Genomic DNA, 24,372 nt, shown 5'->3' with positions numbered 1-24,372 from the left:
TGCTGGTACCGTCTTTACCGTCTGCACCTTTATCACCCTTCTCACCTTTTTCACCTTGGTCGCCTTTATCACCTTTGGCTCCGGTTTCACCTTTTTCGCCTTGGTCACCTTTATCGCCCTTAGCTCCGGTTTCACCTTTTTCGCCTTTATCGCCCTTAGCTCCGGTTTCACCTTTTTCGCCTTGGTCGCCTTTATCGCCCTTAGCTCCGGTTTCGCCTTTCTCACCTTGAGGCCCTTGAGGTCCGGTATCACCTTTCTCGCCTTTCTCACCTTGAGGTCCTTGAGGTCCGGTATCACCTTTCTCGCCTTTCTCACCTTGAGGTCCTTGAGGTCCGATATCACCTTTCTCGCCTTTCTCACCTTGAGGCCCTTGAGGTCCGGTATCACCTTTCTCGCCTTTCTCACCTTGAGGTCCAGGTGTACCACCCGTGTTCGTTGCATTCAGAACATAGGTTACAACTTTATTTCCGTTGCTATCAGTAACAACTTTTTGTTCGATCGTTAACCCTGTACCGGCTTGGAAATTAACGCCATAATTTTTCTCAATTGCTGTATTTGTTGAAGAACCAATAACATTACCAGCTGCATTCGTGTTCCATTTGTAGCCTGCTACTTCTTCAACACGTTTTGCGACTAAATAAAGCTGTGATCCATTAATCGCATCGGTTGAATTTTCAGAAATACGTCCTGCACCTACGTGTAAAATACGGCGTTCTTTGCCTGCTGAACCTACGCTAACGTTTACCCGGGTTACTAAATACATTCCCTGCAAAACGTGAAGCACTGTAAGTATAGGAATCGATCTTAGCATCCGGTGCCGCTAAAACAATTTCAGAGCCTGCGGAATTATTTCCAAGAACAATAGATCCGTTAGTAGTTAAGCTAACGTTGTTACCCATTACATAACTATCTGTGCCGGAAACGGTATTATTTGTACCAACCGCACCTGCGCGAGTGCCAGTGATAGTGTTAGCTACCCCGACAGCAATGCCTTTATCGCCGTCGGTGATTTTACTTCTAGCACCGATAACCGTACCTTCTGTGGCATTAGAAATGCTTGTGCCAGGACCTGCGGCAATACTTCTTGGTGCATTAGTAATACTAGAAGAGAAACCTAGAGCGGTAGAGCGTTGAGAATTATTAGTTACAGTGGCATTTGCACCTAATGCGGAACCGTACTCTGAATCAGTTATGCTAGTTCTCGTACCAATCGCTGTACCAAAACTACTGTTGGTTACATAAGAATTCACACCAAAAGCAGAGGCTCTCTCTGAATTAGTTGAGCATGCATACGAACCAACTACCGTACTGTCACGACTTCCTACACCTAAAGCTTTACTCATATAACCAATCGCAGTAGAAAAGTTACTTTCTACGATTGAGTAAGAACCCATACCATAGGCGAAGTTACCCGATACATTCGTATTTGTACCAAAGGCAACGGATTGCTGACCGGAAGAGGTACTATTTACACCAAATGCGGTAGAAACATCGCCTATCGCTTTATTATGACGCCCCATCGCAAAACTTGTGTTTAACGCCGTGTTCCCTTCACCAATAGCAATTGAGCCATCACGTCCGCCTGCATGTTGACCAACCGCTCTGTTTCCCAAACCAATAGCAAGCGAACCTTGTCCTTGAGCGTATGAATCAGCACCAATTGCCACAGCACCACTACCCTTGCCATCATCCGCTGTAGGGTCAAATCCAATCGTAGTATTATGACCAATGGCAATAGAACGGTCAGTGCTTGCATTTGAAGAATTACCGATAGCAATGGAGCTAGCACCTTGTGCTTGTGCCTTAAAGGACATCGCTATAGATCGTTCACCGCTCGCATTCGGCTCATTACCAATCGCAATAGCCTGCAATCCGGGTGATTTAGCCCCCCAACCAAGTGCTACTGAGCTTGCTCCAGAAGCACTAGCACTCGCACCACCTTGAACACTTGTGCTGCCAGTACCAGCATTATCCACAACCGCCGCCATCGCCGAGCCACCAATCACAGTTGCCCCAGCCGTAATCATTGAAATGGCAAAAACTGAAATTTTCTTTTCTGTTTTCGACTTCGTTTTGCCTTTCGCTTTAGTTAATTCGGACACCGCCACCCAAGATTGGGTCGCATGATTCCAAATTACTCTAAAAATCTTGTTCATTTAGGATCTCCTATCTTGTTCCTTATTTATTTTTTAATACTCCAAAAAATAAAACTCTTTTCATCCCAAAAAACAGGTTGAAAATTAACTGAATTTTATAATAAGTTCTAGACTTATAACAAATAAATCTATCATTCTTTGCACAACTTTACATAAGAAAATTGTGGGTATGACATTCATTGTGTTTAAATTTAGAAAAACTAAAAAATAAGGAAAAAATGACCGCACTTTTTAACAAAAAATAAAAATGGAAAGGGAATAAATGGAGTAATTGTTTGAAATTTAAGCATCAAAAAAAAGCCAATGGGATTATCCCATTGGCTTTTATTTTCTACAATTGTGAATTAAGCAATAATCGCTTTTTCAACAACGCGAACTAATGTCCAAGATTTGGTTTTTGATAGAGGGCGACATTCGCGGATCTCTACGGTATCACCAACTTTGGCTTCGTTGTTCTCATCGTGTACGTGTAATTTTGTTGTACGACGGATAAATTTACCGTATAACGGGTGTTTTACCTTACGTTCAATAGCAACAACGAAAGATTTTTCCATTTTGTCGCTAACAACTTTACCTTGTACGCTACGAATTTTATCAGTCATTACTCACCCGCCTTTTCGGTTAATACAGTTTTTACACGTGCAATATCACGACGCACTTGTTTAGCCTGATGGGTTTGTTGAAGCTGACCGGTGGCTGTTTGCATACGCAATTTGAATTGTTCACCTAGAAGGTTTAATAATTCAGCATTCAGCTCTTCAACACTTTTTGTACGTAAATCTTGAGCTTTCATTACATCACCGTCTTAGTTACGAAAGTGGTCTTAACAGGCAATTTCGCTGCTGCTAATGCAAATGCGTTTCTTGCCACTTCTTCAGACACACCATCCATTTCATAAAGCACTTTACCCGGTTGGATTAAGGCTACCCAGTATTCAACGTTACCTTTACCTTTACCCATACGGACTTCTAATGGTTTTTCAGTAATTGGTTTATCCGGGAATACTCGAATCCAGATTTTACCTTGACGTTTTACCGCACGAGACATCGCACGACGTGCCGCTTCGATTTGACGAGCGGTTAAACGACAACGACCAACAGCTTTTAAACCGTAAGTACCGAAGCTCACTTCAGTACCATTTGCGATACCACGGTTGCGGCCTTTGTGAACTTTACGGAATTTTGTACGTTTTGGTTGCAACATTTAGCGTTTCTCCTTACTTACGACCTTTACCGCGCGGCGCTCTTTTAGGCTTGTCGGCAGGTTGTTGTTCTGATTGCGCAACGGCAGCCATTCCACCAAGAATTTCACCTTTGAAGATCCACACTTTTACGCCGATTACGCCGTAAGTTGTGTGTGCTTCTGCAGTGTTATAATCGATGTCTGCACGAAGAGTATGGAGAGGTACACGACCTTCACGATACCATTCTGAACGTGCAATTTCTGCACCACCTAAACGACCGCTAACCTCAACTTTGATACCTTTCGCACCTAAACGCATTGCGCTTTGTACCGCACGTTTCATTGCACGACGGAACATTACACGGCGTTCTAATTGAGAAGCGATGCTTTCTGCAACTAATTTCGCATCTAATTCAGGTTTTTTCACTTCAGCGATGTTAATTTGAGCCGGAACGCCAGCAATTTTAGATACTGCGTTACGTAATTTTTCAACATCTTCGCCTTTTTTACCGATTACGATACCAGGACGAGCTGTGTGAATAGTTACACGAATACTTTTAGCCGGACGCTCAATAGTAATACGTGAAACTGAAGCATTTGCTAATTCTTTGTTTAAGAATTTGCGTACTTTGAAATCGCCTTCAAGATTGTCAGCGAAGTCTTGTGTATTCGCGAACCAAGTAGAGCTCCAAGGTTTAACAATACCTAGGCGAATACCATGTGGATGTACTTTTTGACCCATTGCTATTCTCCTACTGATTAACGATCCGACACAACCACAGTGATGTGGCTAGTACGTTTTAAAATACGATCTGCACGACCTTTAGCACGTGGCATAACACGTTTCATGCTAGGACCTTCATCGACGAAGATTTTAGCAACTTTAAGATCATCAATATCTGCACCATCATTGTGCTCTGCGTTTGCAATAGCTGATTCTAAAACTTTCTTCACTAAAGACGCGGCTTTTTTGTTGGTGAAAGTTAAGATTTCTAATGCTTGCGCAACTTTTTTACCACGAATTAAATCGGCAACTAAGCGAGCTTTTTGGGCAGAAGTGCGAGCGTAACGATGTTTTGCGATAGTTTCCATCTCTTTACCTCTTATTTCTTAGCTTTCTTATCTGCCGCGTGACCGCGGTATGTACGAGTCGGTGCAAATTCACCTAATTTATGACCGATCATTTCATCAGATACATAAACTGGAACGTGCTGACGACCATTATGGACTGCGATGGTCAATCCGATCATTGATGGAATGATCATTGAACGACGGGACCAAGTTTTGATTGGTTTTTTATCCCCGCTTTCCACCGCCTTCTCTACCTTCTTCAACAAGTGTAGGTCAAGGAAAGGACCTTTCTTGAGAGAACGTGGCATGGCTAATCCTCTTTAATTTAATTTATTATTTGCCACGACGACGTACGATATATTTATCAGTACGTTTGTTGTGACGAGTTTTCTTACCTTTGGTTTGAACGCCCCATGGAGTAACAGGGTGTTTACCAAAGTTACGGCCTTCACCACCACCGTGTGGGTGGTCAACTGGGTTCATTGCAGTACCACGAACTGTAGGACGAATACCTCTCCAGCGGTTAGCACCGGCTTTACCCAATACGCGAAGCATATGTTCTGAGTTACCAACTTCACCAATTGTCGCAACACATTCAGCCAATACTTTACGCATTTCGCCAGAACGTAAACGTAAAGTCACATAGTTTCCTTCACGTGCGATGATTTGTACATATGCACCGGCAGAACGAGCAATTTGACCGCCTTTACCCGGTTTTAATTCAACGTTATGTACTGTTGAACCAACTGGAATATTACGCATTGGTAATGCATTACCCACTTTAATTGGTGAGTTAATACCCGCTTGAATTTGATCGCCTACTGACAAGCCTTTCGGTGCTAGGATATAACGACGTTCACCATCTTTATAAAGCACTAAAGCAATGTTAGCAGAGCGGTTTGGATCATATTCTAAACGCTCAACAGCCGCTGGGATATCTAACTTGTTACGTTTGAAATCGATTAAACGGTAGTGTTGTTTATGACCGCCACCAATGTGACGAGTTGTAATACGACCATAGTTGTTACGACCACCGGTTTTAGATTTAGTATCTAGTAATGGTGCGTAAGGTTTACCCTTGTGTAATTCAGGGTTCACGATTTTAACAACGTGACGACGACCAGCGGAGGTCGGCTTACATTTTACGATAGCCATTCTCTATTCTCCTCCGATTACTCTGCACTGTCCACGAAGTCCAAGTTTTGGCCTTCGGCTAAAGTTACATAAGCTTTTTTCCAGTCGCTGCGACGACCCATTTTAGTACCACGGCGTTTAGTTTTACCTTTAACAACCACAGTACGAACAGAATCTACTTTTACTTCAAATAATTGAGCAACTGCAGCAGCAATTTCAGCTTTGTTCGCATCTAAAGCAACTTTAAGTACAACAGTGTTAGATTTTTCAGCATTGTTGGTTGCTTTTTCAGAGATATGCGGTGCACGAAGCACGCTCAGCAAACGTTCTTGACTCATGCTAAGATCTCCTCAATTTGTTTCACAGCATCAACAGTAACAATCACTTTATCGAAAGCGATTAAGCTTACCGGATCGATACCTTGTACATCACGTACGTCAACTTTATATAAGTTACGTGCTGCTAAGAATAGATTTTCATCTAAACTCGCTGTGATAATTAACGCATCTTCAACTGCTAAATCTTTTAATTTTTGTACTAAAACTTTAGTTTTTGGTGCATCAATTTCAAATTTCTCAACAACCATTAAACGGTCTTGACGAACTAATTCAGAAAGAATGCTTTTAATTGCACCACGGTACATTTTCTTGTTCACTTTTTGGCTGTGATCTTGTGGTTTTGCCGCGAAGGTTGTACCACCAGAACGCCAAATTGGAGATTTAATATCACCAACACGAGCACGACCTGTACCTTTTTGACGCCAAGGTTTTTTACCTGAACCAGACACTTCAGCACGAGTTTTTTGCGCACGAGTACCTTGACGCGCACCTGCTGCATAAGCAACAACAACTTGGTGGATCAATGCTTCGTTAAACTCACGTCCGAAGGTAGTTTCAGAAACAGTGAGTGCATTTGCACCTACAACTTGTAATTCCATCTCTATCTCCTAGACTTATGCTTTAACTGCCGGCTTAACGATAACATCGCCATTGATAGCACCAGGTACAGAACCTTTTACTAATAGCAATTTACGCTCAGCATCTACACGAACAACTTCAAGTGATTGAACGGTTACACGCTCAGCACCTAAATGTCCTGCCATTTTTTTACCTTTAAACACACGACCCGGAGTTTGGTTTTGACCAATAGAACCAAGGACACGATGTGATAAAGAGTTACCGTGGGTAGCATCTTGAGTACGGAAATTCCAACGTTTAACACCACCTTGGAAACCTTTACCTTTAGAAGTACCGGTAACATCCACTTTTTTAACATCTGCAAAGATGTCAACATTGATTTCTTGACCTAAAGTGAATTCTTCACCTTCAGTACGGAATTCCCATAAACCGCGACCAGCTTCAACACCTGCTTTCACGAAATGACCTGCTTCAGGCTTAGTTACACGGTTCGCTTTTTTAGAACCAGTAGTAACTTGAATTGCAGTATAGCCATCGTTTTCAAGAGTTTTAACTTGAGTTACGCGGTTGGCTTCGATTTCGATAACGGTAACTGGTACTGACACACCGTCTTCATTGAAGATACGGGTCATACCAACTTTACGACCGACTAAACCAATCATTGTAATAACCTCTTAATTAACCTAGGCTGATCTGCACGTCAACGCCGGCAGCCAAATCTAAACGCATTAATGCATCAACAGTTTTTTCTGTTGGCTCTACGATATCTACTAAACGTTTATGAGTACGAATTTCGTATTGGTCACGAGCATCTTTGTTCACATGTGGAGAAATCAACACGGTGAAACGTTCTTTACGAGTTGGTAAAGGAATCGGACCACGAACTTGCGCACCGGTACGTTTAGCTGTTTCTACGATCTCCGCAGTAGATTGGTCGATCAAACGGTGATCGAACGCTTTTAAGCGGATACGGATTCTTTGGTTCTGCATTAGACCAGAGCTCCAATAAAATTTAGCTAATAAAAAAACTAACACCAATCACAATTCTAACTTCAAACATAGAAAAGGAGGTGCAAGTTACCTGTTATATAGTCTCCAAATCGGAAACATTGTTTAACGCAACATATCGTTGCGCACGTTTAATAAATGATTACATTAAACGGCTTCTCAAACTGAAAGCCCGCCAATACTACATAAAACCAAAACAGATTGCAAGGTATTTATTCAAAAATATACAAAAAGTGCGGTTATTTTCTCATATATTTTTATAAACCCGGGGCTTTCCATAATGATGTTGTTAATCCGTTATCGACTAATTGTAATTGTTTCTTATAGATATCCTGCCAACGAGATTTATGAGCTTGATATAACCTGTGATTGTCGGCATTCGGTTGATGTTGGCGTTCAAATTTCACCAGTTTTTTACCGGCTTCAGATAAGGAAGAATAGATACCTACCCCCACACCTGCTGCAATTGCACAACCTAATGCTGTTGCCTCTTTCACAACCGGAATATTAACCGTCAAACCTGTTACATCAGATAAAATTTGGCTCCATAATTTTCCTTTTGCGCCTCCACCGGCAAACACAATAGAGGTTAATCTTACACCGGAAAATTTTTGCACTTGTTCCAAATTACATGAAGACACTATCGCGGCATTTTCCTCTAATGCACGGAATAGAACCGCTTTATTACATTTATCAGGATCAATAGAAAGATTAATAAAAGAAGGCGCAGCGTGATACCAAGATTTGAAATGCATCGCATCAGAAAAGATAGGAATTACATCATAAGATCCAACCGGTACTTTTTCAGCCATTTGTTCTAAAAGTGCATACGCATCCGTCCCCAATCGTTCAGCCAGCCGCTTTTCTTCATCGCAAAAAGCATCTCGGAACCAACGCATGGTTAATCCGGTGAAAAAACTAATTGATTCGGCTTGAACTAAAGGTGAAATAACATGAGGATTAATACGAACATTCATTTCAGGATCCGTTACAGGATGTGGTAAATTCACCACCTGTTGCCAAAACGTACCCCCGATCACTGCCGCCTGCTCAGGATCAGTCACACCTAAACCGATACAACCCAGTTGAACATCGCCACCACCGACAATAACAGGCGTCCCCTGTGTTAACCCTGTTTGACGGGCTATTTCTGCCGTTACACTACCTAGCAATGTCCCGGTTTCTTTTACAGGTGTTAAGATATCCGATACAAGCCCTGCCATATCCAGTAACTCAGCCGACCACTGACGAGTCTTTAAATCCAACATCCCTGTCGTACCGGCATTGGAAGGTTCAACTGCCAACTCCCCACTCAGCATAAATGCCAACCAATCACTAATCATTGAAATCGCTTTCGTTTTACGATAAATATCAGGTCGATGGTGAGCGAGCCATAATAAACGAGGCACAGCACTTAATGCCAAAGTTTGACCGGAAATAGAATATAAATAGGATTCAAATGTATTGCTACAAAGCGTCTTTAACTCTTTGACTTCTTCTACCGCACGCGCATCTACATTGCCACATGCCCAAATCGGTTGTTTTTGTTCATCATAAAGCACGATACCCTCACGCATTGAACAAGTAGAAATCGCCGCAATCTGTCCAGCTTGGATTTGCGATTGTTGCAAAGCCTGACGAATACAGTCACAAGTTAATTGCCAATTATTTTTTAAATCAAATTCCATAGAACCGGGAATATTAGGATCCGATAAATGCGTCCATTCTCGTTGGGCAGCTGCAATCTGATTACCTTCTATATCAAAAATAACCGCTCTTACACTCCCCGTTCCGGCATCTAATGCCATTAAATAAATTGCTTGCTGTGTATTCATCATTTTCTCCTTTCAATTAAGAAGAAAATAAGCCCTTTATTGCTAAACCAACTGAGCTAACATCATTCGAGCCGTGTTTTCTTCTGTAACTAATGAATTAATATAATTTCCCTGCAATGCGCTTAAAATAGCCTCCACCTTATCTTCTCCGCCTGCAACGCCAACGACATTAGAAATTTTCTTTAAATTTTCAAGCGGTACACTGATCAGTTCTTCATGTAATGGCATATCAGGCTGCAAACTTCCGTCTCTACGCATAAAATAGCCCAAAATATCCCCTACTGCGCCCTGGTTACGGATAATTTGCTGTTTTTCCTCCGTGATATAACCTGAACGGAGCAATGTCGCTTGCCCCTTTTGGCGCGTTGCTCCTATACCAACAATTGCCGTATTGGCACTACAGGCGGCAAGCATCATGTCACGAACGCAGGCTTCACGCTTAAATAACCTTGCCGCCTCAATGGAAGAGGCACGTAAAGGAGCAGGAATAATGCTTACAGAACAGGAACCGTCCAATTGCCCGATCCCTTTCATATAAGGCCCCACCCCACCAGACAAGGTGATCAATTTAATGTTATTGTGGGTAATAAACTCACTTGCATACTTTAATGTCTTCATAATCGTATCGCCGAAACCAATCGCTAAAACTTGATTTGGTTTCATTAATGACATCAACATCTGCGCCGCTCCAACGCCTAAACGCTCATTAATTTCATGCTGTTCTAATGCCGGTAAAATACGAATATACTTTAATTGAAAATGTTGTTGTAAGGCTTCTTCTAGCTCAAAACAACCTGTAAAACGAGAGTTAATCTGTACCTTAATGATTCCTAATTGCCGGGCTTTTTCTAATAATCGGGAAACTTTTAAGCGAGGTAGCTTTAATTTTTCCCCAATCTCACTCTGCGTTAAATTATCGTGATAATAAAACCACGCCATTCTGGCAAGCAGCTCTTCTTCCGTCATGTTTTGGGAAAATTCACCGTTATCGTCTATTCGTTCATTCATATTTCATTCCTTCTTTGTCTGATATTATTCATTTGTTTAAAAATTTTATCAATTGTTCTTTTCCTAATTTTTACAAAAACGTGAACAAGCTCACATTTCTTAAATACAAACAACAAAAGATCAAAAAATATTCAATTATGTGAGATTGATCACTGTTTTTTCTCATCTTTTAATATAGAGTTATGAACAAATGATTAATTTAAATTACATTTGTTAATTCGGCATGGTGGAATTATGTGTGATAAAACTCAAAAATGTCTTCTTTCGGCGCATAATATTGGCAAATCATTTTCCGGTGTTGAAGTCTTGAAAGAGATTAATTTTTCCCTTTTTGAAGGTGAAGTTCATGCGTTATTAGGAGGGAATGGCGCAGGAAAATCGACATTAATGAAAATTATCGCCGGCATTCACCCACAGGACTGCGGTGAACTCGTTATTCATGGTTCGCAACAAAACCGACTTTCCCCTCATAAAGCGCATCAACTCGGTATTTATTTAGTTCCCCAAGAACCTCTTTTATTTCCTAATTTAACGGTGAAGGAAAACATTTTATTTGGCTTATCCCGGGATGCAAAAACAACTGAAAAACTGACCGCACTTTTACAAGAACTAAACTCACACCTCAAACTTGATATGCAGGCAGGTTCTCTTGAAGTTGCCGATCAACAATTAGTAGAAATTATGCGAGGGCTTATGCGCGATGCCTCTATTCTTATTTTGGATGAGCCAACCGCGTCCCTCACGCCAATTGAAACCGATAATTTATTTAAAAAAATTAATTCGTTACTAACAAAAGGCGTGGGTATCGTCTTTATTTCCCACAAGTTACCGGAAGTCTGGCAAATATCGCATAGAATCAGTGTTATGCGTGACGGCTATATTGCACTTAATGGAAAGATTGATGAAATTAATAAAGATGACGTTATCAAAGCAATTACACCAAAAGCCAAAAACTCACCACTCAGCGAAGCTCAAAAATTATGGCTTGAGCTCCCGGGGCAGCAACGAGTAAAAACAACAGATCGCCCTCTTCTACAAGTCCATCATTTAACAGGAGAAGGGTTTAAAAACATTTCCTTTGATATTTATCCCGGTGAAATTCTAGGCCTTGCCGGTGTAGTAGGTGCAGGAAGAACGGAATTAGCAGAAACCTTATATGGTTTACGTCAATCAAAGTGCGGTCAAATTCTGTTTGAAAATCAAGAAATCAATCCACTCTCCATCAAAGAACGGCTCCATAAAGGGATTGTATATCTTCCCGAAGATCGCCAAGCCTCGGGGTTATACCTTGATTCATCACTCACTTGGAATGTGTGTGCACTAACCTACAACAATACGGGGTTTTGGCTAAACACCTCAAAAGAAAGTGCGATCTTAGAACGTTACCATCGCGCAATCGGAATTAAATTTTCAGATGAACAACAAGCTGTCAGAACACTTTCCGGCGGAAACCAACAAAAAGTACTTATCGCAAAATGTTTAGAGGCGAATCCTTCATTATTGATTGTTGATGAACCAACACGTGGGGTAGATGTTGGCGCTAGAGCAGATATTTATCAATTAATCAAAAATATTGCAAAACAAAATGTTGCCATTTTATTTATTTCCTCAGATTTAGAAGAAATAGAACAAATGTCTGATCGCGTATTGGTTATGCATGACGGACAAATCAGCGAATCATTATGTGGAGAACAAATTAACACTAACAATATTATGCAAATGGCATTTGGTAGCAGTGGGCATTAAGGAGAAAAATATGTGGAAACTCATTCAAGATAATCGCGAATTGACCATTTTAATTGCTATCGGTTTGCTGTTTGCCCTATTAGGATTTGTTGGTGCCGGATTTCATTTGCAAACACTCACGATGATTTTTAATTCAGCCCAAATCGTGATTTTACTGGCAATTGGCGCAACCTTTGTCATTTTAACGCGAAATATTGATGTATCAGTCGGTTCCACAATGGGATTAAGTGCAGTTATTGTCGGGAGTCTGCTCAATGCCGGATTCGGACTTGCAAGTGCCTTTACCCTCACTTTACTTTGCGGTTTAACCGCCGGATTACTGAATGGCGTATTAGTTACGCTCTTACGAATCCCTGCTATTGTGGCAACCTTGGGAACATTAGGTTTATATAAAGGAATGATGTTATTGATCACAGGTGGGAAATGGATTGAAGGTTTACCGCAAGACCTAAAAACCTTATCAGCCCCGATTTTTCTGAATATCTCTGCTATTGGCTGGATATTAATTCTCATCATTCTAGCCACTTACTATTTCTTAACAAAATGCTCAACCGGACGGTATTTTTATGCTGTGGGAGACAATTTACAAGGTGCAATGCAACTTGGCGTACCGATTAATCGGGTCAGAATTATTGCCTTTGCGATAAATGGCTTAATGGCTGCCATCGCCGGTATTGTGTTCACGTCTCAAATCGGATTCGTGCCAAACTCAACCGGAAATGGGCTAGAGATGAAAGCGATAGCCGCTTGCGTATTGGGCGGAATTAGTTTGTTAGGTGGTGCCGGCAACTTAATCGGTGCGGTGCTTGGCTCTTATTTCCTCATTCAAATTGATTCCATCCTAGTACTTCTAAAAGTACCGGCTTACTGGAATAACTTCGTTGCGGGTATCGTGCTTTTAGCCGTCTTGGTCTTTGACGGTCGAATCCGAGTCATGATTGCTCACAATCTCAAATTACAACGCTATGCACGATTTTTAAAAGACGACTAGCCCCATTTGTTTATCAAAGTGCGGTCATTAAAGGAGAAAGATGATGTTGACGATAAAAAAACATGCTTGGGAATTGACATTGCTACTGCTATTAATACTTGAAATTCTTGGATTCGGTCTATTCAATCCCTTAATGCTTGATCTCAACGTACTCTTATATAGTACAAGTGATTTCATCTATATTGGTATGCTGGCACTTCCGTTAACAATGATTATTATCAGTGGGGGAATGGACATTTCTTTCGGTTCAACGGTTGGCTTATGCGCCATAACATTAGGCGTGTTATTTAAATTGGATATGCCGCTTAGCCTTGCTATCCCGGCAACCTTTGTTGTGGGGCTACTGTGTGGGCTTATTAATGCCGGGCTTATTCTTTATACAAAAGTTAATCCCTTGGTGATCACGCTAGGCACCATGTATCTTTTTGGCGGTGGCGCATTGCTCCTATCCGGTTTCGCTGGGGCAACCGGTTATGAAGGTATCGGTGGATTCCCTGAATCACTATTAGAATTTGCTAATCAAACCTTATTAGGAATTCCCACTCCTATTCTTTACTTCATATTAATGACGTTTGTTTTCTGGCTACTTATGCACAAAACCAAAATTGGAAGAAGCATTTTTCTAATTGGTCAGAGTGAACGAACCTCTCGTTACAGTGCAGTTCCGATTCAAAAAACACTTTTTCTCATTTACGCATTTATCGGACTTGTTGCCGCTTTTGTCGCAGTGCTATTAGTGTCCTATTTTGGTTCCGCCCGTTCAGATTTAGGCAGCTCATTATTAATGCCGGTGCTGACCGCCGTTGTATTGGGTGGTGCCAACATTTATGGCGGTTCAGGCTCTATTATCGGTACCGCTATCGCAGCCCTATTAATCGGTTATTTACAACAAGGTTTACAAATGATCGGTATTCCAAATGAGATTTCAAGTGCCCTATCCGGTGCCTTACTGATTATTGTATTAATCGGCAAATCCGTTAGCTTGCACTACGGTGCAATGATGCAATGGATACGTCGAAAAGCCAAACATCAAGCAATCGTAGATTAGTCCTTAAACACTCAACCTTAAGAGGAGAACTTGTTATGAAAACTCGTATGAAAATGACCGCACTTTCCATATTACTCGGTTTATCTGTGACGACTGCCGCACAAGCAGCAGATCGCATCGCCTTTATCCCCAAATTAGTCGGCGTCGGCTTCTTCACTAGCGGTGGGCAAGGTGCAACTGAAATGGGAAAAACCCTTGGGGTGGATGTTACCTATGACGGTCCTACGGAACCGAGTGTTTCCAATCAAGTACAATTAATTAATAACTTCGTCAATCAAGGCTACAAAGCCATTGTAGTTTCGGCGGTTTCACCTGATGGCTTATGCTCTACATTACAACGAGCGATGAAACGAGGTGTAAAAGTATTGACTTGGGATTCAGACACGAAACCGGAATGCCGTAGCCACTATATTAACCAAGGAACACCGGAACAATTAGGTTCTATGCTTGTTGAAATGGCATCAAGCCAAATAACCAAACCTAACGCCAAAGTTGCCTTCTTTTATTCCAGTCCAACGGTCACTGATCAAAATCAATGGGTAAAAGAAGCGAAAGCAAAAATCGCTAAAAATCATCCGGAATGGGAAATTGTCACCACTCAATTCGGTTACAACGATGCGATTAAATCACTTCAAACCGCAGAGGGTATTTTAAAAGCTTATCCGGACTTAGATGCCATTATTGCACCGGATGCCAATGCATTACCGGCCGCCGCACAAGCCGCTGAAAATCTCAAAGTAAACCATGTTGCTATCGTTGGTTTTAGTACCCCTAACGTGATGCGACCTTATGTAAAACGAGGCACGGTTAAACAGTTTGGTCTTTGGGATGTCGTGCAACAAGGCAAAATTTCCATTGCCGTAGCAAACGATTTACTGAAAGGCAAACCGCTTAATGTCGGTGATAAAGTAGAAGTTGAAGGTATTGGCACAATTGAAGTATCACCAAACAAAGTTCAGGGTTACGAATACGAAGCAAAAGGTAACGGCATTGTGCTATTACCACAACGTGTTGTCTTCACTAAAGACAATATTGATCAGTACAATTTCTAATTAAGGAGCATAACAATGGCAGATTTAGATGATATTCGAGACGGTAAAGATTTTGGTTTAGACAAACCACAAACTCATCAAGCGTTTTATTTAAAAGGCTCGGGTGCGCTGGATTGGGGAATGCAATCCCGCTTAGCCAATATTTTTAATCCCAAAACAGGCAAAACAATTATGTTAGCCTTTGATCACGGCTATTTCCAAGGCCCAACAACCGGGCTTGAACGCATTGATTTAAATATTGCGCCGTTATTTGAATATACCGATGTATTAATGTGTACACGAGGTATTTTACGCAGTGTTGTGCCTCCTAGCGTTCGTAAACCCGTTGCATTGAGGGCTTCCGGTGCAAATTCAATTTTAACAGAACTCTCCAATGAGGCCGTTGCCGTATCCGTTGAAGATGCGCTTCGATTAAACGTTTCCGCTATGGCTGCACAAGTTTATATTGGCTCTCAATATGAACACCAGTCTATTAAAAACATTATTCAGTTGGTGGATCAAGGCACTCGCTACGGAATGCCTATTATGGCAGTAACCGGCGTGGGTAAAGATATGGCGCGTGATCAACGTTATTTCTCACTCGCAACCCGTATTGCAGCGGAAATGGGCGCACATATTATTAAAACTTATTATGTTGATAAAGGGTTTGAGCGTGTTACCGCAGGTTGTCCGGTACCGATTGTGATTGCCGGTGGCAAAAAACTCCCGGAAAATGAAGCCTTAGAAATGTGCTATAAAGCGATTGATCAAGGCGCAGCCGGTGTAGATATGGGGCGCAATATTTTCCAATCAGATGCACCAATCGCGATGTTAAAAGCTGTTAACGCGATTGTTCATGGTAGCGAAAATGCTGAACAGGCATACCAATTATATCTACACGAAAAAAACCATCACTGTTAATCACTCAACATTCCTCCCTTGCTACAACGGAGGAATGTTATTCCACTGAAACTAAGGAGAAATTATGTTTGCTATGCTCGTTGAAATTAATATAAAAGAAGGTAAAGAACAAGAATTTCTTGATGTATTTGAACGCAACCATCTCGGAACACGCCAAGAAAAAGGTAACTTACGCTTTGATGTCTTACGTGACCCGGAAATTCGAACCCGCTTCTATGCTTATGAAGTTTATGAAAATGAACAAGCATTGGCAGAACACAGAAAAACGGAACATTACCAACGTTGTGTGAAAGAGCTTGAGCCCTTAATGACGACACATCGAAGCAAAAAAATCTTTGAATGGGTCTTCCCTGAGGAAATTAAATCATGAACGCAGAAAAAGTGCGGTTAATTTCAGCGTTAAAATCACAGCCAATCAGTGTGGGAATATTGGCGTCTGATTGGCTTAAATTTTCAGAAACACTCAATCTATTGAGCCAAAACCAACTCAGCCTCCTGCATTTTGATATTGCTGACGGACAGTTTTCTCCTTTTTTCACTGTGGGAAGTATGGCGATACAGCAGTTTCCTAACACATTCATAAAAGATGTTCATTTAATGGTAAAAGATCAATTTAACGTTGCTAAAAAATGTGCTGCTGCCGGTGCAGATATTATTACCTTACAAGTTGAAAATACCGTTGATCTGGACAACACATTACAATGGCTAAAAACGCAAAAAACGATATTATGTGGCTTGGCTATTTGTCCTAATACACCTTTAGAATTACTTTATCCCTATTTACCGAATATTGATTTAATCCAAATCTTAACATTGGATCCAAGAACAGGGGAAAAAGCTAATTTTGATCAAATAACCGAAAGATTAACCCAATTATCTAACCAACTTAATGACTCACGACAGGAAAAACTCATCTCTATTGATGGCTCAATGACATTTGAATTGGCTTCACATTTGAAAAAATATGGAATCGATTGGGTTGTATCCGGTAGTGCTTTGTTTTCATCGGATGCCTTTGAAAATACCCTGATAGAATGGAAAAAAATGCTATCCCATTAATACAAAAAGTGCGGTTATTTTCCACATTGTTTCAAAATCAAAACACAATAGAAAACAACCGCACTTTTCAATATCAACACCTAAACTCGGTTATCAATCAAGGCAATGTGTCTTTTTGCGGCGATCCATGCGCCAACATAGCCCATAATCAAACAGCTTACTAAGAGAAAAATCAATTCTCCGACAGCTAAGCCGTTTAGGGCAAACTGTACGGCGAAAATATCGGTGACATACTTCACCGCAGAAGTGAAATAGCCAATGATAAAACTACTAAAAATGGCGGCAACAAAACCACCCAACAGGGCATAAATCATGCCGGTGTAAAGGTAAGGACGGAGAATAAAATGATCAGTTGCGCCGAGTAATTTCATCACATCAATGTCTGCCCGGCTGCTATACACATCTGAACGAATACTGTTGCCGATCACTAAGAAGACAGCGATTGCCATTAATACAGTGCAAAAAATCGCTACATGTGCCACAAGCCATGAAAGTGCGGTCAATTTTTCCATCCAATCATTATCTAACCGGACTTCTTGCACACCTTTGATTTTATCAAGATTGGTACGCAACACCTCACGTTTTTCTGAAGCATTAAATTCTTTAGTCGGTTTCACCATCACCACTGCCGGTAGTGGGTTATCATCAAGAATATCCAATTCTTCGCCGAACCCCGACCAGCTTTTAAATTCCTTTAAGCTTTCTTGGCGAGACACATAATTGAGGGAGTCAACGCCTTCCTGCTGACGAATCTTTTCCACCACTAAATTCGCATCTTCTTCCGTTAAATTTTTGTGTAAATAAATGGTGAGCTCGCTTTCCGGATAAAATTGCGTGGTGGCTAAATGTAAATTTTTCCACATTAAATAGCTGACAGTCGGAATAGTGAGTGATACGGCAATAACCAGAATCGTGAGCAACGTACCGAATTTGCGTTGCCACAAATCCGCCCACACCGCACGTAAGGTGTAAGCCGTTTTCACAAAAAAAGAAGCATCGGTTGATCGGCTCATGGTTTTTCCTTAATAACGTAAATAGCCTTGTTCAAGCACTAAACAAGGTTTTGGTTTTTGTTGAATTAAATTAATATCGTGGGTGGCAATTAATACGGTCATTCCCAAACGATTGAACTCTTCAAAGAGATTAAAAATCCCTAAAGATAGCTCATCATCAAGATTCCCCGTCGGTTCATCCGCCAATAAAAGTTGTGGTTTATGCACAATCGCACGAGCAATATCGACCCGTTGCTGTTCCCCACCGGAAATTTGTGGCGGCAAATAATGTGCCTTGTTGCGAAGCCCTACGCGATCAAGCGATGCCATCGCACGAGAGTGGGCATCTTTCGGATTCATACCGGCAATAATCAGCGGTAATGCCACATTTTCTGCCACTGTGCGATCCGTCAATAAACGATAATCTTGGTGAACCATACCTATTTGGCGACGCAAAAAAGGAATCTCATATTTTGACAGGCGGGTAATGTCGTGGCCATTAAACCAAATTTGCCCGGCATTGGCTTTTTCCATGCCCATAATCAATTTGAGCAAGGTACTTTTTCCTGCACCGGAATGCCCCACAAGATAAGTCATACTCCCTACCGGCAAATGAAAATTCAGCCCCTGCAACGCCGGTTGGGTTGCTCCATGATAGGCTTTGGATACATTAGAGAATTTAATCACGATCTGTCCTTATTCTTCTTCGTGGATAAATAATGCGTCAATGAATTCTTGGGCATTAAACTCGCGTAAATCTTCAATTTTTTCGCCGACACCAATATAGCGAATCGGTAAGTTAAACTGATCGGCAATGGCGAAAATCACCCCGCCTTTTGCCGTTCCATCCAGTTTGGTGAGAGAAATACCGGTTAAACCAACGGCTTCATTAAATAATTTGGCTTGGCTGATGGCATTTTGCCCCGTTCCCGCATCAAGCGTGAGCATAATTTCATGAGGGGCGGTTTCATCATATTTTTTCATCACGCGAACGATTTTTTTCAACTCGTCCATTAAATTATTTTTGTTTTGTAAACGCCCTGCGGTATCAGCAATTAAAATATCAATATTGCGAGCCGCAGCAGATTGCATGGCATCAAAAATCACCGAAGCAGAATCCGCGCCCGTACTTTGTGCCACTACCGGAATATGATTTCGCTCGCCCCATACTTGCAACTGTTCCACCGCTGCCGCACGGAAAGTATCACCTGCCGCCAACATCACGGATTTCCCTTCCTCTTGGAATTTACGCGCGAGTTTACCAATGGTGGTGGTTTTCCCCACACCGTTCACCCCTACCATTAAAATCACATAAGGTTTTTTCGTGCTATCAATGACTAACGGTTGAGCCACAGGTTCAAGAATTGCCGACATTTCTACTTTTAACTGTTGATACAACAATTCGGCATCTTGCAATTGCTTACGGCTTGCGTGTTCCGTTAGATTTTTAATAATTTTCGTGGTGGTTGGCACGCCAATATCCGCCATGAGAAGCTGCTCTTCCAACTCCTCAAACAATTCATCATCAATTTTTTTGCCTAAGAAAAAACTGCGGAAACCGGCACCGATATTCTGTTTAGTTTTGAGTAGCCCTTTCACTAAACGGCTAAAAAAACCGCCTTCGCTTGGTTTTTCACGGGTTTCACTCGGCACTTCCGATTGTGTTTCAGGATAAAATTCTTGTTTCACCTCTTCGACAATATCGGCTTCAATCTCTGCCCCTTCAACGGTGCGATTTTCTTCTACATTTTCAGGTTCAATAATAGTATCAGACTGCTCAAGTGCGGTTGAAATTTCTGAATTTTTTTCTGCTATTTCGGCTTGTTCCACCTCATCTTTTTGAGTTTCTTCAGTGAAAACAGAGTCAAAATTGACCGCACTTTCTGCTTCATCTGACGGCTCTTTCACCTTTTCAACAGAAGGTTCGATAATTTCACTTTCAACAGCCGTTTCCTCGATTTTTTCTTCTTCAATGATGGGTTCAGTTTGCGTGCTTTCTTGTTTTTTATTACGCCCAAATAATGATGCCCAAAATCCGCCTTTTTTCTTTTCTTCTGCCATAAATTGTTCTCTTAACTGCTGTCCGATAAAAATGTGGTTCATTCTAGCAAAAAATCGTCTAAACTAAGCACAATTTTCACTAAAAATCCGCTTCTTTATGAAAAAATCGCAAGGACAATCGCCAAAAGGCGAAGTTCGTATTATCGCCGGACTTTGGCGTGGTCGTAAATTACCCGTGTTAAACGCAGAGGGATTACGCCCTACCGGAGACCGTGTCAAAGAAACCTTGTTTAATTGGTTAATGCCTTACATTCATCAGGCAAAATGTTTGGACGGTTTTGCCGGCAGCGGTTCGTTAGGGATTGAGGCGCTTTCCCGTCAAGCCGAAAAAGTGACCTTTTTAGAAAAAGATAAAACCGTTGCCAATCAACTGAAAAAAAACCTGCAGACCTTAAAATGCACTGAGGAACAGGCTCAAGTACTGAATCAAAGTTGTTTGGATTTTTTAAAACAAGTGCCAAATCAACCGCACTTTGATGTAGTTTTTCTCGATCCGCCTTTCCATTTTGGCTTGGCAGAGCAAGCAATCAGACTGCTTGCCGAAAATAACTGGCTGCAGCCGAACGCCCTCATTTATGTGGAAACGGAAAAAGAAAATCACCTCAACACGCCTGAGAATTGGACATTATTAAAAGAGAAAACCACCGGAATGGTGAGTTATCGTTTATATCAAAATTGAGAAAATTTATGTTAGACATTGTTTTATACGAGCCGGAAATCCCACAAAACACCGGCAATATCATCCGCCTTTGTGCCAACACCGGATTTCGTCTGCATTTAATCGAACCGCTCGGATTCACTTGGGATGATAAACGCCTGCGCCGTTCGGGATTGGACTATCACGAATTTGCCAATATTGAACGCCATAAAACTTTTGAGGCATTTTTAGAAAGCGAAAAACCGAAACGGTTGTTTGCCCTCACCACCAAAGGATCACCGGCTCACAGCCAAGTAAAATTTGAACAAGGGGATTACTTAATGTTCGGCCCCGAGACCCGTGGTATTCCGATGGCAATTTTAGATACCCTGCCAATGGAACAAAAAATCCGTATTCCGATGACCGCCAACAGCCGCAGTATGAATTTATCCAATGCCGTTGCCGTCACTGTGTATGAGGCTTGGCGGCAACTGGGCTATGAAGGTGCCGTCAATTTGGCAAATGAAATAGCCTAAAAGTAAAAGGTGGGCTAACCCACCTTTTGCTCTAATGGGGAGAATAGAGAGAATGAAGATAAGCAAGATAACGTTGATAAATCCTTTCATAGGATTCAACATTTTGTTGATGAGGAAAGCATCTTGAATCCGGATCTAAATGCACAAATGCCTCACATAATCTGTCTAACTCATCTTCGCCATTTGCCCACATAGCTTGAATTGCCCCACCAAGCGCCGCCGCTTCGTCTTCCAACAGACACACGACTTCCGTATTCATCACATCGGCGATGATTTGCCGCCAAAGTACACTTTTCGCACCGCCGCCGATCAAACGAATTTGTGATGTTGCCAAACCCGCTTGGCGGAAAAGATCCAATCCGTAACGCAAGGTAAAAGTTGCGCTTTCCATCATGGCACGGCAAAGATTGGCTTGGGTGAAATTACTGGAATCTAATCCTAAAATACGGGCTTTTTCATTCGGTAAAGGCGGAACACGCTCGCCGTTAAAAAATGGCAAAATCGTCATCCCTTCCGATCCAATCGGTGCTTGTTGTGCAAGATGATTAAATTCCGCCACATCAATATTAAGCAAATTCATTACCTGTTTATTTGATGACGTCATATTCATCACACAGATGAGCGGCAACCAACCATTATTACTCGAACAAAAATTAGCAATCATCGGAGGTAAATCCTGCAACGGTTTATGTGTGTAAGCATAGAGGGTGCCGGATGTACCAAGACTCATCGTGACAATGCCCTCACGGATATTTCCTGTACCTATTGCGCCCATCATATTATCGCCACCGCCGGTGGAAACCACGACATCTTCGTTAAAACCGAATTGAGCCGCAATGTCAGGTTTTATCACACCAAGTTTTTCCTGTGCTGAAAGCAAGGTTGGCAGCACCTCTTCCATATTTAATTCCGGTGCAATTTGTGCAAATACAGTTGGATTCCATTGCCGTTTCACAATATCAAAATAACCGCTACCGGAAGCATCGCCAAACTCTGTACAAAAATTCCCGGTAAGCCAATAATTAAGATAATCGTGAGGTAACATAATTTTTCGGATTCGTCCAAAAAGCGCCGGATAATGCCGGCGAAACCAACACAATTTAGAGGCGGTATAGCCTGTTTGGCACATAATACCGAGTTGATGAAATGCCGCCTCTTTGCCTCCAAGACGCTCAATCAACGCGGCATTTTCATCTGCCGTTTCCGTATCACACCAAAGTTTTGCGTTGTATAAAGGTTGATCGTCCTCATCCAACAAAACTAAACCGTGTTGTTGACCGGAAATCCCGATGCCTTTCACTAAACGTGGTGAAAAGTGCGGTGAAGTTTGCGCCTGTTTTAACGCCATGCTTAATGCTTGGTTGAATGCGTCAAGCCACCAATTAGGATGCTGTTCACGTCGCCCGTTTGATTGCTCAATCAAATCATGTGCGGCATACCCCACCCCAATCACTTTTTTCTGCGCATAATCTACGATAATCGCTTTTGTGCCTTGCGTACCACAATCAATGCCGATATACATATTGCCTCCAACGCTAAAAAGTGCGGTGAAAAATGACCGCACTTTTGAAATAAACCTAACGATAAATGACTTGATTCACAATATTTTCTAAATATTCTTGCTGACCGGATACCGGTTTTGGATCAAATCCTTTTTCTTGAACAAGCCGGGCAAGTTGTTCCAAAGAAAGCTGACCTTGCAAAATTTGTTGACCGAGTTCACCGCTCCAACCTGCATAGCGTGCCTCAACGATTTTTTGTAGCGTTTCTTCTTCGATCATTTTTGCCGCACGTTTTAAAGATAATGCTAACACATCAATCGCCCCAATATGACCATGGAATAAATCATAAGGATCGGTACTTTGGCGACGAATTTTTGCATCAAAATTAAAGCCACCCGTGGTAAATCCGCCATGTTTCAAAATTTCATACATCACTAAAGTGTTTTCCTCTACGCTGTGCGGGAATTGATCCGTATCCCAACCAAGTTGCGGATCACCACGGTTGGCATCAATAGAACCGAAAATATCCAATGCACAGGCGGTTGCCACTTCATGTTGGAAACTGTGTCCGGCAAGTGTCGCATGATTGGCTTCAATATTCACCTTAATTTCTTTTTCCAATCCAAATTGTTTTAGGAAACCATAAACAGTTGCCACATCATAATCATATTGATGTTTTGTCGGTTCTTGCGGTTTCGGCTCAATCAATAACGTGCCGTTGAAACCAATTTTATACTTATGTTCCACCACCATTTGCATAAAACGACCAAGTTGTTCACGCTCACGTTTAAGATCCGTGTTAAGCAAGGTTTCATAGCCTTCACGCCCACCCCACAACACATAGTTTTCCCCTCCTAAGCGTTGTGTGGCATTCATCGCATTAAATACCTGCATTGCCGCCCAGGCAAACACTTCCGGATTCGGGTTGGTCGATGCACCGGACATATAACGCGGATTGGTGAAACAATTTGCCGTTCCCCATAGCAGTTTTACACCGCTTTCCGCTTGTTTGCGTTCTAGAATATCCACAATATGATGGAAATTCTGTAAATATTCTTTTGCAGAATTACCTTCCGGTGCAACATCCACATCATGAAAACAATAATAAGGCACGCCTAACTTGCTGAAAAACTCAAAGGCAATCTCTGCTTTTTGTTCCGCCCCGGCAAGTGCATCAGCGTTCTTTTGCCAACTTCGGTCAAGAGACCCCAGCCCAAACATATCATTTCCGTTCCAACAAAAGGTATGCCAATAGCATACGGCTAAACGCAAATGTTCCGCCATCGTTTTGCCTAAAATAACCTGATTCGCATCATAGTGTTTAAAAGCAAAGGGGTTGGTTGATTGTACGCCTTCAAAGGTGACTTTTTCAATTTTATCGAAGTAGTTTGCCATAGGATTTTCCTCTTTGAATGATGAAATTTTCTGTATTTTTATGAAAAACACCGTCCTCATCAATTACGTTATTTTGTTTTCCAATGGCGATAATTTGCAATTGTGGCATAGATCACAATTGTGAAAAAACGTAATAATAGTG

Annotated in this window: 28 protein-coding genes and 1 pseudogene; 9 read left to right on the top strand and 20 right to left on the bottom strand. The window is 41.7% G+C overall.

Annotated features, from left to right (window positions below):
* The 15 genes and pseudogenes from BKG94_RS10110 to lsrR form a co-directional block, all read right to left on the bottom strand.
* Nucleotides 1-763 (bottom strand): annotated as a pseudogene (locus BKG94_RS10110) (hypothetical protein); the annotation flags it as partial.
* Nucleotides 735-2,156 (bottom strand): ESPR-type extended signal peptide-containing protein, encoded by a 1,422-nt coding sequence (locus tag BKG94_RS08165; RefSeq protein ID WP_077436060.1) that lies wholly within the window; start codon nucleotides 2,154-2,156, stop codon nucleotides 735-737. The gene BKG94_RS08165 and the pseudogene BKG94_RS10110, both read right to left, overlap by 29 nt.
* A 344-nt stretch (nucleotides 2,157-2,500) precedes the next feature.
* Entirely contained in the window at nucleotides 2,501-2,758 is a 258-nt protein-coding gene (gene rpsQ / locus BKG94_RS08160; RefSeq protein ID WP_077426746.1) for a 30S ribosomal protein S17, read from the bottom strand.
* On the bottom strand, nucleotides 2,758-2,949 hold the full coding sequence (rpmC, locus tag BKG94_RS08155) for a 50S ribosomal protein L29 (RefSeq protein WP_018356233.1): 192 nt from the start codon (nucleotides 2,947-2,949) through the stop codon (nucleotides 2,758-2,760). Before rpmC ends, rpsQ begins: the two co-directional genes overlap by 1 nt.
* The gene (gene rplP / locus BKG94_RS08150; protein ID WP_018356232.1) at nucleotides 2,949-3,359 is read right to left on the bottom strand and encodes a 50S ribosomal protein L16; all 411 of its coding nucleotides are present in this window, start codon (nucleotides 3,357-3,359) and stop codon (nucleotides 2,949-2,951) included. Before rplP ends, rpmC begins: the two co-directional genes overlap by 1 nt.
* 13 nt (nucleotides 3,360-3,372) lie before the next feature.
* A complete protein-coding gene (gene rpsC / locus BKG94_RS08145) occupies nucleotides 3,373-4,080 on the bottom strand; it encodes a 30S ribosomal protein S3 (RefSeq protein WP_077436058.1) in 708 nt (235 codons plus the stop codon).
* A gap of 17 nt (nucleotides 4,081-4,097) precedes the next feature.
* Complete coding sequence (gene rplV, locus BKG94_RS08140) at nucleotides 4,098-4,430, bottom strand: 50S ribosomal protein L22 (RefSeq protein WP_018356230.1); 333 nt, start codon at nucleotides 4,428-4,430, stop codon at nucleotides 4,098-4,100.
* Between the two features lie 11 nt (nucleotides 4,431-4,441).
* Nucleotides 4,442-4,717, bottom strand: a complete 276-nt coding sequence (gene rpsS, locus BKG94_RS08135) for a 30S ribosomal protein S19 (RefSeq protein WP_005539416.1) — start codon at nucleotides 4,715-4,717, stop codon at nucleotides 4,442-4,444.
* A gap of 25 nt (nucleotides 4,718-4,742) precedes the next feature.
* Nucleotides 4,743-5,564 (bottom strand): 50S ribosomal protein L2, encoded by an 822-nt coding sequence (gene rplB, locus BKG94_RS08130; protein ID WP_077436056.1) that lies wholly within the window; start codon nucleotides 5,562-5,564, stop codon nucleotides 4,743-4,745.
* A gap of 17 nt (nucleotides 5,565-5,581) precedes the next feature.
* The gene (gene rplW / locus BKG94_RS08125; protein WP_018356228.1) at nucleotides 5,582-5,881 is read right to left on the bottom strand and encodes a 50S ribosomal protein L23; all 300 of its coding nucleotides are present in this window, start codon (nucleotides 5,879-5,881) and stop codon (nucleotides 5,582-5,584) included.
* Entirely contained in the window at nucleotides 5,878-6,480 is a 603-nt protein-coding gene (gene rplD, locus BKG94_RS08120) for a 50S ribosomal protein L4 (RefSeq protein ID WP_077436054.1), read from the bottom strand. The genes rplW and rplD overlap by 4 nt, the downstream gene beginning before the upstream one ends.
* Before the next feature lie 15 nt (nucleotides 6,481-6,495).
* On the bottom strand, nucleotides 6,496-7,122 hold the full coding sequence (gene rplC, locus BKG94_RS08115) for a 50S ribosomal protein L3 (protein ID WP_018356226.1): 627 nt from the start codon (nucleotides 7,120-7,122) through the stop codon (nucleotides 6,496-6,498).
* 16 nt (nucleotides 7,123-7,138) lie between these two features.
* Complete coding sequence (rpsJ, locus tag BKG94_RS08110) at nucleotides 7,139-7,450, bottom strand: 30S ribosomal protein S10 (RefSeq protein ID WP_001181005.1); 312 nt, start codon at nucleotides 7,448-7,450, stop codon at nucleotides 7,139-7,141.
* Between the two features lie 275 nt (nucleotides 7,451-7,725).
* Nucleotides 7,726-9,276: an autoinducer-2 kinase gene (gene lsrK / locus BKG94_RS08105; RefSeq protein WP_425272263.1), complete on the bottom strand. Its 1,551-nt coding sequence runs from the start codon at nucleotides 9,274-9,276 to the stop codon at nucleotides 7,726-7,728.
* A 69-nt stretch (nucleotides 9,277-9,345) separates the two neighbouring features.
* Entirely contained in the window at nucleotides 9,346-10,311 is a 966-nt protein-coding gene (gene lsrR / locus BKG94_RS08100) for a transcriptional regulator LsrR (protein ID WP_005690379.1), read from the bottom strand.
* Nucleotides 10,312-10,545: 234 nt separating this feature from the next.
* Here lsrR and lsrA point away from each other — a divergent pair, with 234 nt between their 5' ends.
* The 7 genes from lsrA (at nucleotide 10,546) to BKG94_RS08065 (ending at nucleotide 17,107) form a co-directional block, all read left to right on the top strand.
* Nucleotides 10,546-12,057, top strand: coding sequence for an autoinducer 2 ABC transporter ATP-binding protein LsrA (gene lsrA, locus BKG94_RS08095; protein ID WP_077436050.1), 1,512 nt, complete (start codon nucleotides 10,546-10,548; stop codon nucleotides 12,055-12,057).
* Nucleotides 12,058-12,067: 10 nt separating this feature from the next.
* Nucleotides 12,068-13,048: an autoinducer 2 ABC transporter permease LsrC gene (lsrC, locus tag BKG94_RS08090; protein ID WP_077436048.1), complete on the top strand. Its 981-nt coding sequence runs from the start codon at nucleotides 12,068-12,070 to the stop codon at nucleotides 13,046-13,048.
* Between the two features lie 43 nt (nucleotides 13,049-13,091).
* Nucleotides 13,092-14,096: an autoinducer 2 ABC transporter permease LsrD gene (gene lsrD, locus BKG94_RS08085; RefSeq protein WP_077436046.1), complete on the top strand. Its 1,005-nt coding sequence runs from the start codon at nucleotides 13,092-13,094 to the stop codon at nucleotides 14,094-14,096.
* A gap of 35 nt (nucleotides 14,097-14,131) precedes the next feature.
* Nucleotides 14,132-15,148 (top strand): autoinducer 2 ABC transporter substrate-binding protein LsrB, encoded by a 1,017-nt coding sequence (gene lsrB, locus BKG94_RS08080; RefSeq protein WP_005685961.1) that lies wholly within the window; start codon nucleotides 14,132-14,134, stop codon nucleotides 15,146-15,148.
* Nucleotides 15,149-15,163: 15 nt separating this feature from the next.
* Nucleotides 15,164-16,048 (top strand): 3-hydroxy-5-phosphonooxypentane-2,4-dione thiolase, encoded by an 885-nt coding sequence (gene lsrF, locus BKG94_RS08075; protein ID WP_077436044.1) that lies wholly within the window; start codon nucleotides 15,164-15,166, stop codon nucleotides 16,046-16,048.
* Nucleotides 16,049-16,112: 64 nt separating this feature from the next.
* Nucleotides 16,113-16,418 (top strand): (4S)-4-hydroxy-5-phosphonooxypentane-2,3-dione isomerase, encoded by a 306-nt coding sequence (lsrG, locus tag BKG94_RS08070; RefSeq protein WP_077436042.1) that lies wholly within the window; start codon nucleotides 16,113-16,115, stop codon nucleotides 16,416-16,418.
* The gene (locus tag BKG94_RS08065) at nucleotides 16,415-17,107 is read left to right on the top strand and encodes a beta/alpha barrel domain-containing protein (RefSeq protein ID WP_077436040.1); all 693 of its coding nucleotides are present in this window, start codon (nucleotides 16,415-16,417) and stop codon (nucleotides 17,105-17,107) included. Before lsrG ends, BKG94_RS08065 begins: the two co-directional genes overlap by 4 nt.
* Before the next feature lie 80 nt (nucleotides 17,108-17,187).
* Here the strand turns inward: BKG94_RS08065 and ftsX are convergent, their stop codons facing one another.
* From ftsX to ftsY, 3 genes are read right to left on the bottom strand one after another with little or no spacing between them, the layout of a single operon-like run.
* Nucleotides 17,188-18,120, bottom strand: coding sequence for a permease-like cell division protein FtsX (gene ftsX / locus BKG94_RS08060; protein WP_077436038.1), 933 nt, complete (start codon nucleotides 18,118-18,120; stop codon nucleotides 17,188-17,190).
* A gap of 9 nt (nucleotides 18,121-18,129) precedes the next feature.
* On the bottom strand, nucleotides 18,130-18,786 hold the full coding sequence (gene ftsE / locus BKG94_RS08055; protein WP_077436036.1) for a cell division ATP-binding protein FtsE: 657 nt from the start codon (nucleotides 18,784-18,786) through the stop codon (nucleotides 18,130-18,132).
* Between the two features lie 9 nt (nucleotides 18,787-18,795).
* Nucleotides 18,796-20,160 (bottom strand): signal recognition particle-docking protein FtsY, encoded by a 1,365-nt coding sequence (ftsY, locus tag BKG94_RS08050; RefSeq protein WP_077436034.1) that lies wholly within the window; start codon nucleotides 20,158-20,160, stop codon nucleotides 18,796-18,798.
* Nucleotides 20,161-20,257: 97 nt separating this feature from the next.
* On the opposite strand from ftsY, the gene rsmD reads away from it, so the two are divergent.
* The gene (gene rsmD / locus BKG94_RS08045; RefSeq protein WP_077436032.1) at nucleotides 20,258-20,839 is read left to right on the top strand and encodes a 16S rRNA (guanine(966)-N(2))-methyltransferase RsmD; all 582 of its coding nucleotides are present in this window, start codon (nucleotides 20,258-20,260) and stop codon (nucleotides 20,837-20,839) included.
* Between the two features lie 8 nt (nucleotides 20,840-20,847).
* Nucleotides 20,848-21,333 (top strand): tRNA (uridine(34)/cytosine(34)/5-carboxymethylaminomethyluridine(34)-2'-O)-methyltransferase TrmL, encoded by a 486-nt coding sequence (gene trmL, locus BKG94_RS08040; RefSeq protein WP_077436030.1) that lies wholly within the window; start codon nucleotides 20,848-20,850, stop codon nucleotides 21,331-21,333.
* Between the two features lie 31 nt (nucleotides 21,334-21,364).
* Here the strand turns inward: trmL and xylB are convergent, their stop codons facing one another.
* On the bottom strand, nucleotides 21,365-22,855 hold the full coding sequence (gene xylB, locus BKG94_RS08035; protein WP_077436028.1) for a xylulokinase: 1,491 nt from the start codon (nucleotides 22,853-22,855) through the stop codon (nucleotides 21,365-21,367).
* A 55-nt stretch (nucleotides 22,856-22,910) separates the two neighbouring features.
* On the bottom strand, nucleotides 22,911-24,230 hold the full coding sequence (gene xylA / locus BKG94_RS08030) for a xylose isomerase (protein ID WP_077436026.1): 1,320 nt from the start codon (nucleotides 24,228-24,230) through the stop codon (nucleotides 22,911-22,913).
* Nucleotides 24,231-24,372 lie beyond the last annotated feature (142 nt).

Origin of the sequence: Rodentibacter ratti (assembly GCF_002000485.1) — a bacterium.
GTDB lineage: Bacteria > Pseudomonadota > Gammaproteobacteria > Enterobacterales > Pasteurellaceae > Rodentibacter > Rodentibacter ratti.
The sequence above is the reverse complement of the archived record's forward strand: the minus strand, read 5'-3'. Positions and strand labels throughout refer to the sequence as shown.

Bases quoted from the DNA above. Each gene is read 5' to 3' on its own strand.
- BKG94_RS08065 (WP_077436040.1), top strand. From the start codon at position 16,415: ATGAACGCAGAAAAAGTGCGGTTAATTTCAGCGTTAAAATCACAGCCA.
- rplV (WP_018356230.1), bottom strand. From the start codon at position 4,430: ATGGAAACTATCGCAAAACATCGTTACGCTCGCACTTCTGCCCAAAAA.
- xylA (WP_077436026.1), bottom strand. From the start codon at position 24,230: ATGGCAAACTACTTCGATAAAATTGAAAAAGTCACCTTTGAAGGCGTA.
- lsrR (WP_005690379.1), bottom strand. From the start codon at position 10,311: ATGAATGAACGAATAGACGATAACGGTGAATTTTCCCAAAACATGACG.
- rplD (WP_077436054.1), bottom strand. From the start codon at position 6,480: ATGGAATTACAAGTTGTAGGTGCAAATGCACTCACTGTTTCTGAAACT.
- xylB (WP_077436028.1), bottom strand. From the start codon at position 22,855: ATGTATATCGGCATTGATTGTGGTACGCAAGGCACAAAAGCGATTATC.
- rpsS (WP_005539416.1), bottom strand. From the start codon at position 4,717: ATGCCACGTTCTCTCAAGAAAGGTCCTTTCCTTGACCTACACTTGTTG.
- lsrF (WP_077436044.1), top strand. From the start codon at position 15,164: ATGGCAGATTTAGATGATATTCGAGACGGTAAAGATTTTGGTTTAGAC.
- rsmD (WP_077436032.1), top strand. From the start codon at position 20,258: ATGAAAAAATCGCAAGGACAATCGCCAAAAGGCGAAGTTCGTATTATC.
- rpsQ (WP_077426746.1), bottom strand. From the start codon at position 2,758: ATGACTGATAAAATTCGTAGCGTACAAGGTAAAGTTGTTAGCGACAAA.
- rplP (WP_018356232.1), bottom strand. From the start codon at position 3,359: ATGTTGCAACCAAAACGTACAAAATTCCGTAAAGTTCACAAAGGCCGC.
- rplW (WP_018356228.1), bottom strand. From the start codon at position 5,881: ATGAGTCAAGAACGTTTGCTGAGCGTGCTTCGTGCACCGCATATCTCT.
- lsrA (WP_077436050.1), top strand. From the start codon at position 10,546: ATGTGTGATAAAACTCAAAAATGTCTTCTTTCGGCGCATAATATTGGC.
- rpsJ (WP_001181005.1), bottom strand. From the start codon at position 7,450: ATGCAGAACCAAAGAATCCGTATCCGCTTAAAAGCGTTCGATCACCGT.
- rplC (WP_018356226.1), bottom strand. From the start codon at position 7,122: ATGATTGGTTTAGTCGGTCGTAAAGTTGGTATGACCCGTATCTTCAAT.
- lsrK (WP_425272263.1), bottom strand. From the start codon at position 9,276: ATGGCATTAGATGCCGGAACGGGGAGTGTAAGAGCGGTTATTTTTGAT.
- lsrG (WP_077436042.1), top strand. From the start codon at position 16,113: ATGTTTGCTATGCTCGTTGAAATTAATATAAAAGAAGGTAAAGAACAA.
- BKG94_RS08165 (WP_077436060.1), bottom strand. From the start codon at position 2,156: ATGAACAAGATTTTTAGAGTAATTTGGAATCATGCGACCCAATCTTGG.
- lsrB (WP_005685961.1), top strand. From the start codon at position 14,132: ATGAAAACTCGTATGAAAATGACCGCACTTTCCATATTACTCGGTTTA.
- trmL (WP_077436030.1), top strand. From the start codon at position 20,848: ATGTTAGACATTGTTTTATACGAGCCGGAAATCCCACAAAACACCGGC.
- lsrD (WP_077436046.1), top strand. From the start codon at position 13,092: ATGTTGACGATAAAAAAACATGCTTGGGAATTGACATTGCTACTGCTA.
- rpsC (WP_077436058.1), bottom strand. From the start codon at position 4,080: ATGGGTCAAAAAGTACATCCACATGGTATTCGCCTAGGTATTGTTAAA.
- rplB (WP_077436056.1), bottom strand. From the start codon at position 5,564: ATGGCTATCGTAAAATGTAAGCCGACCTCCGCTGGTCGTCGTCACGTT.
- ftsX (WP_077436038.1), bottom strand. From the start codon at position 18,120: ATGAGCCGATCAACCGATGCTTCTTTTTTTGTGAAAACGGCTTACACC.
- rpmC (WP_018356233.1), bottom strand. From the start codon at position 2,949: ATGAAAGCTCAAGATTTACGTACAAAAAGTGTTGAAGAGCTGAATGCT.
- lsrC (WP_077436048.1), top strand. From the start codon at position 12,068: ATGTGGAAACTCATTCAAGATAATCGCGAATTGACCATTTTAATTGCT.
- ftsY (WP_077436034.1), bottom strand. From the start codon at position 20,160: ATGGCAGAAGAAAAGAAAAAAGGCGGATTTTGGGCATCATTATTTGGG.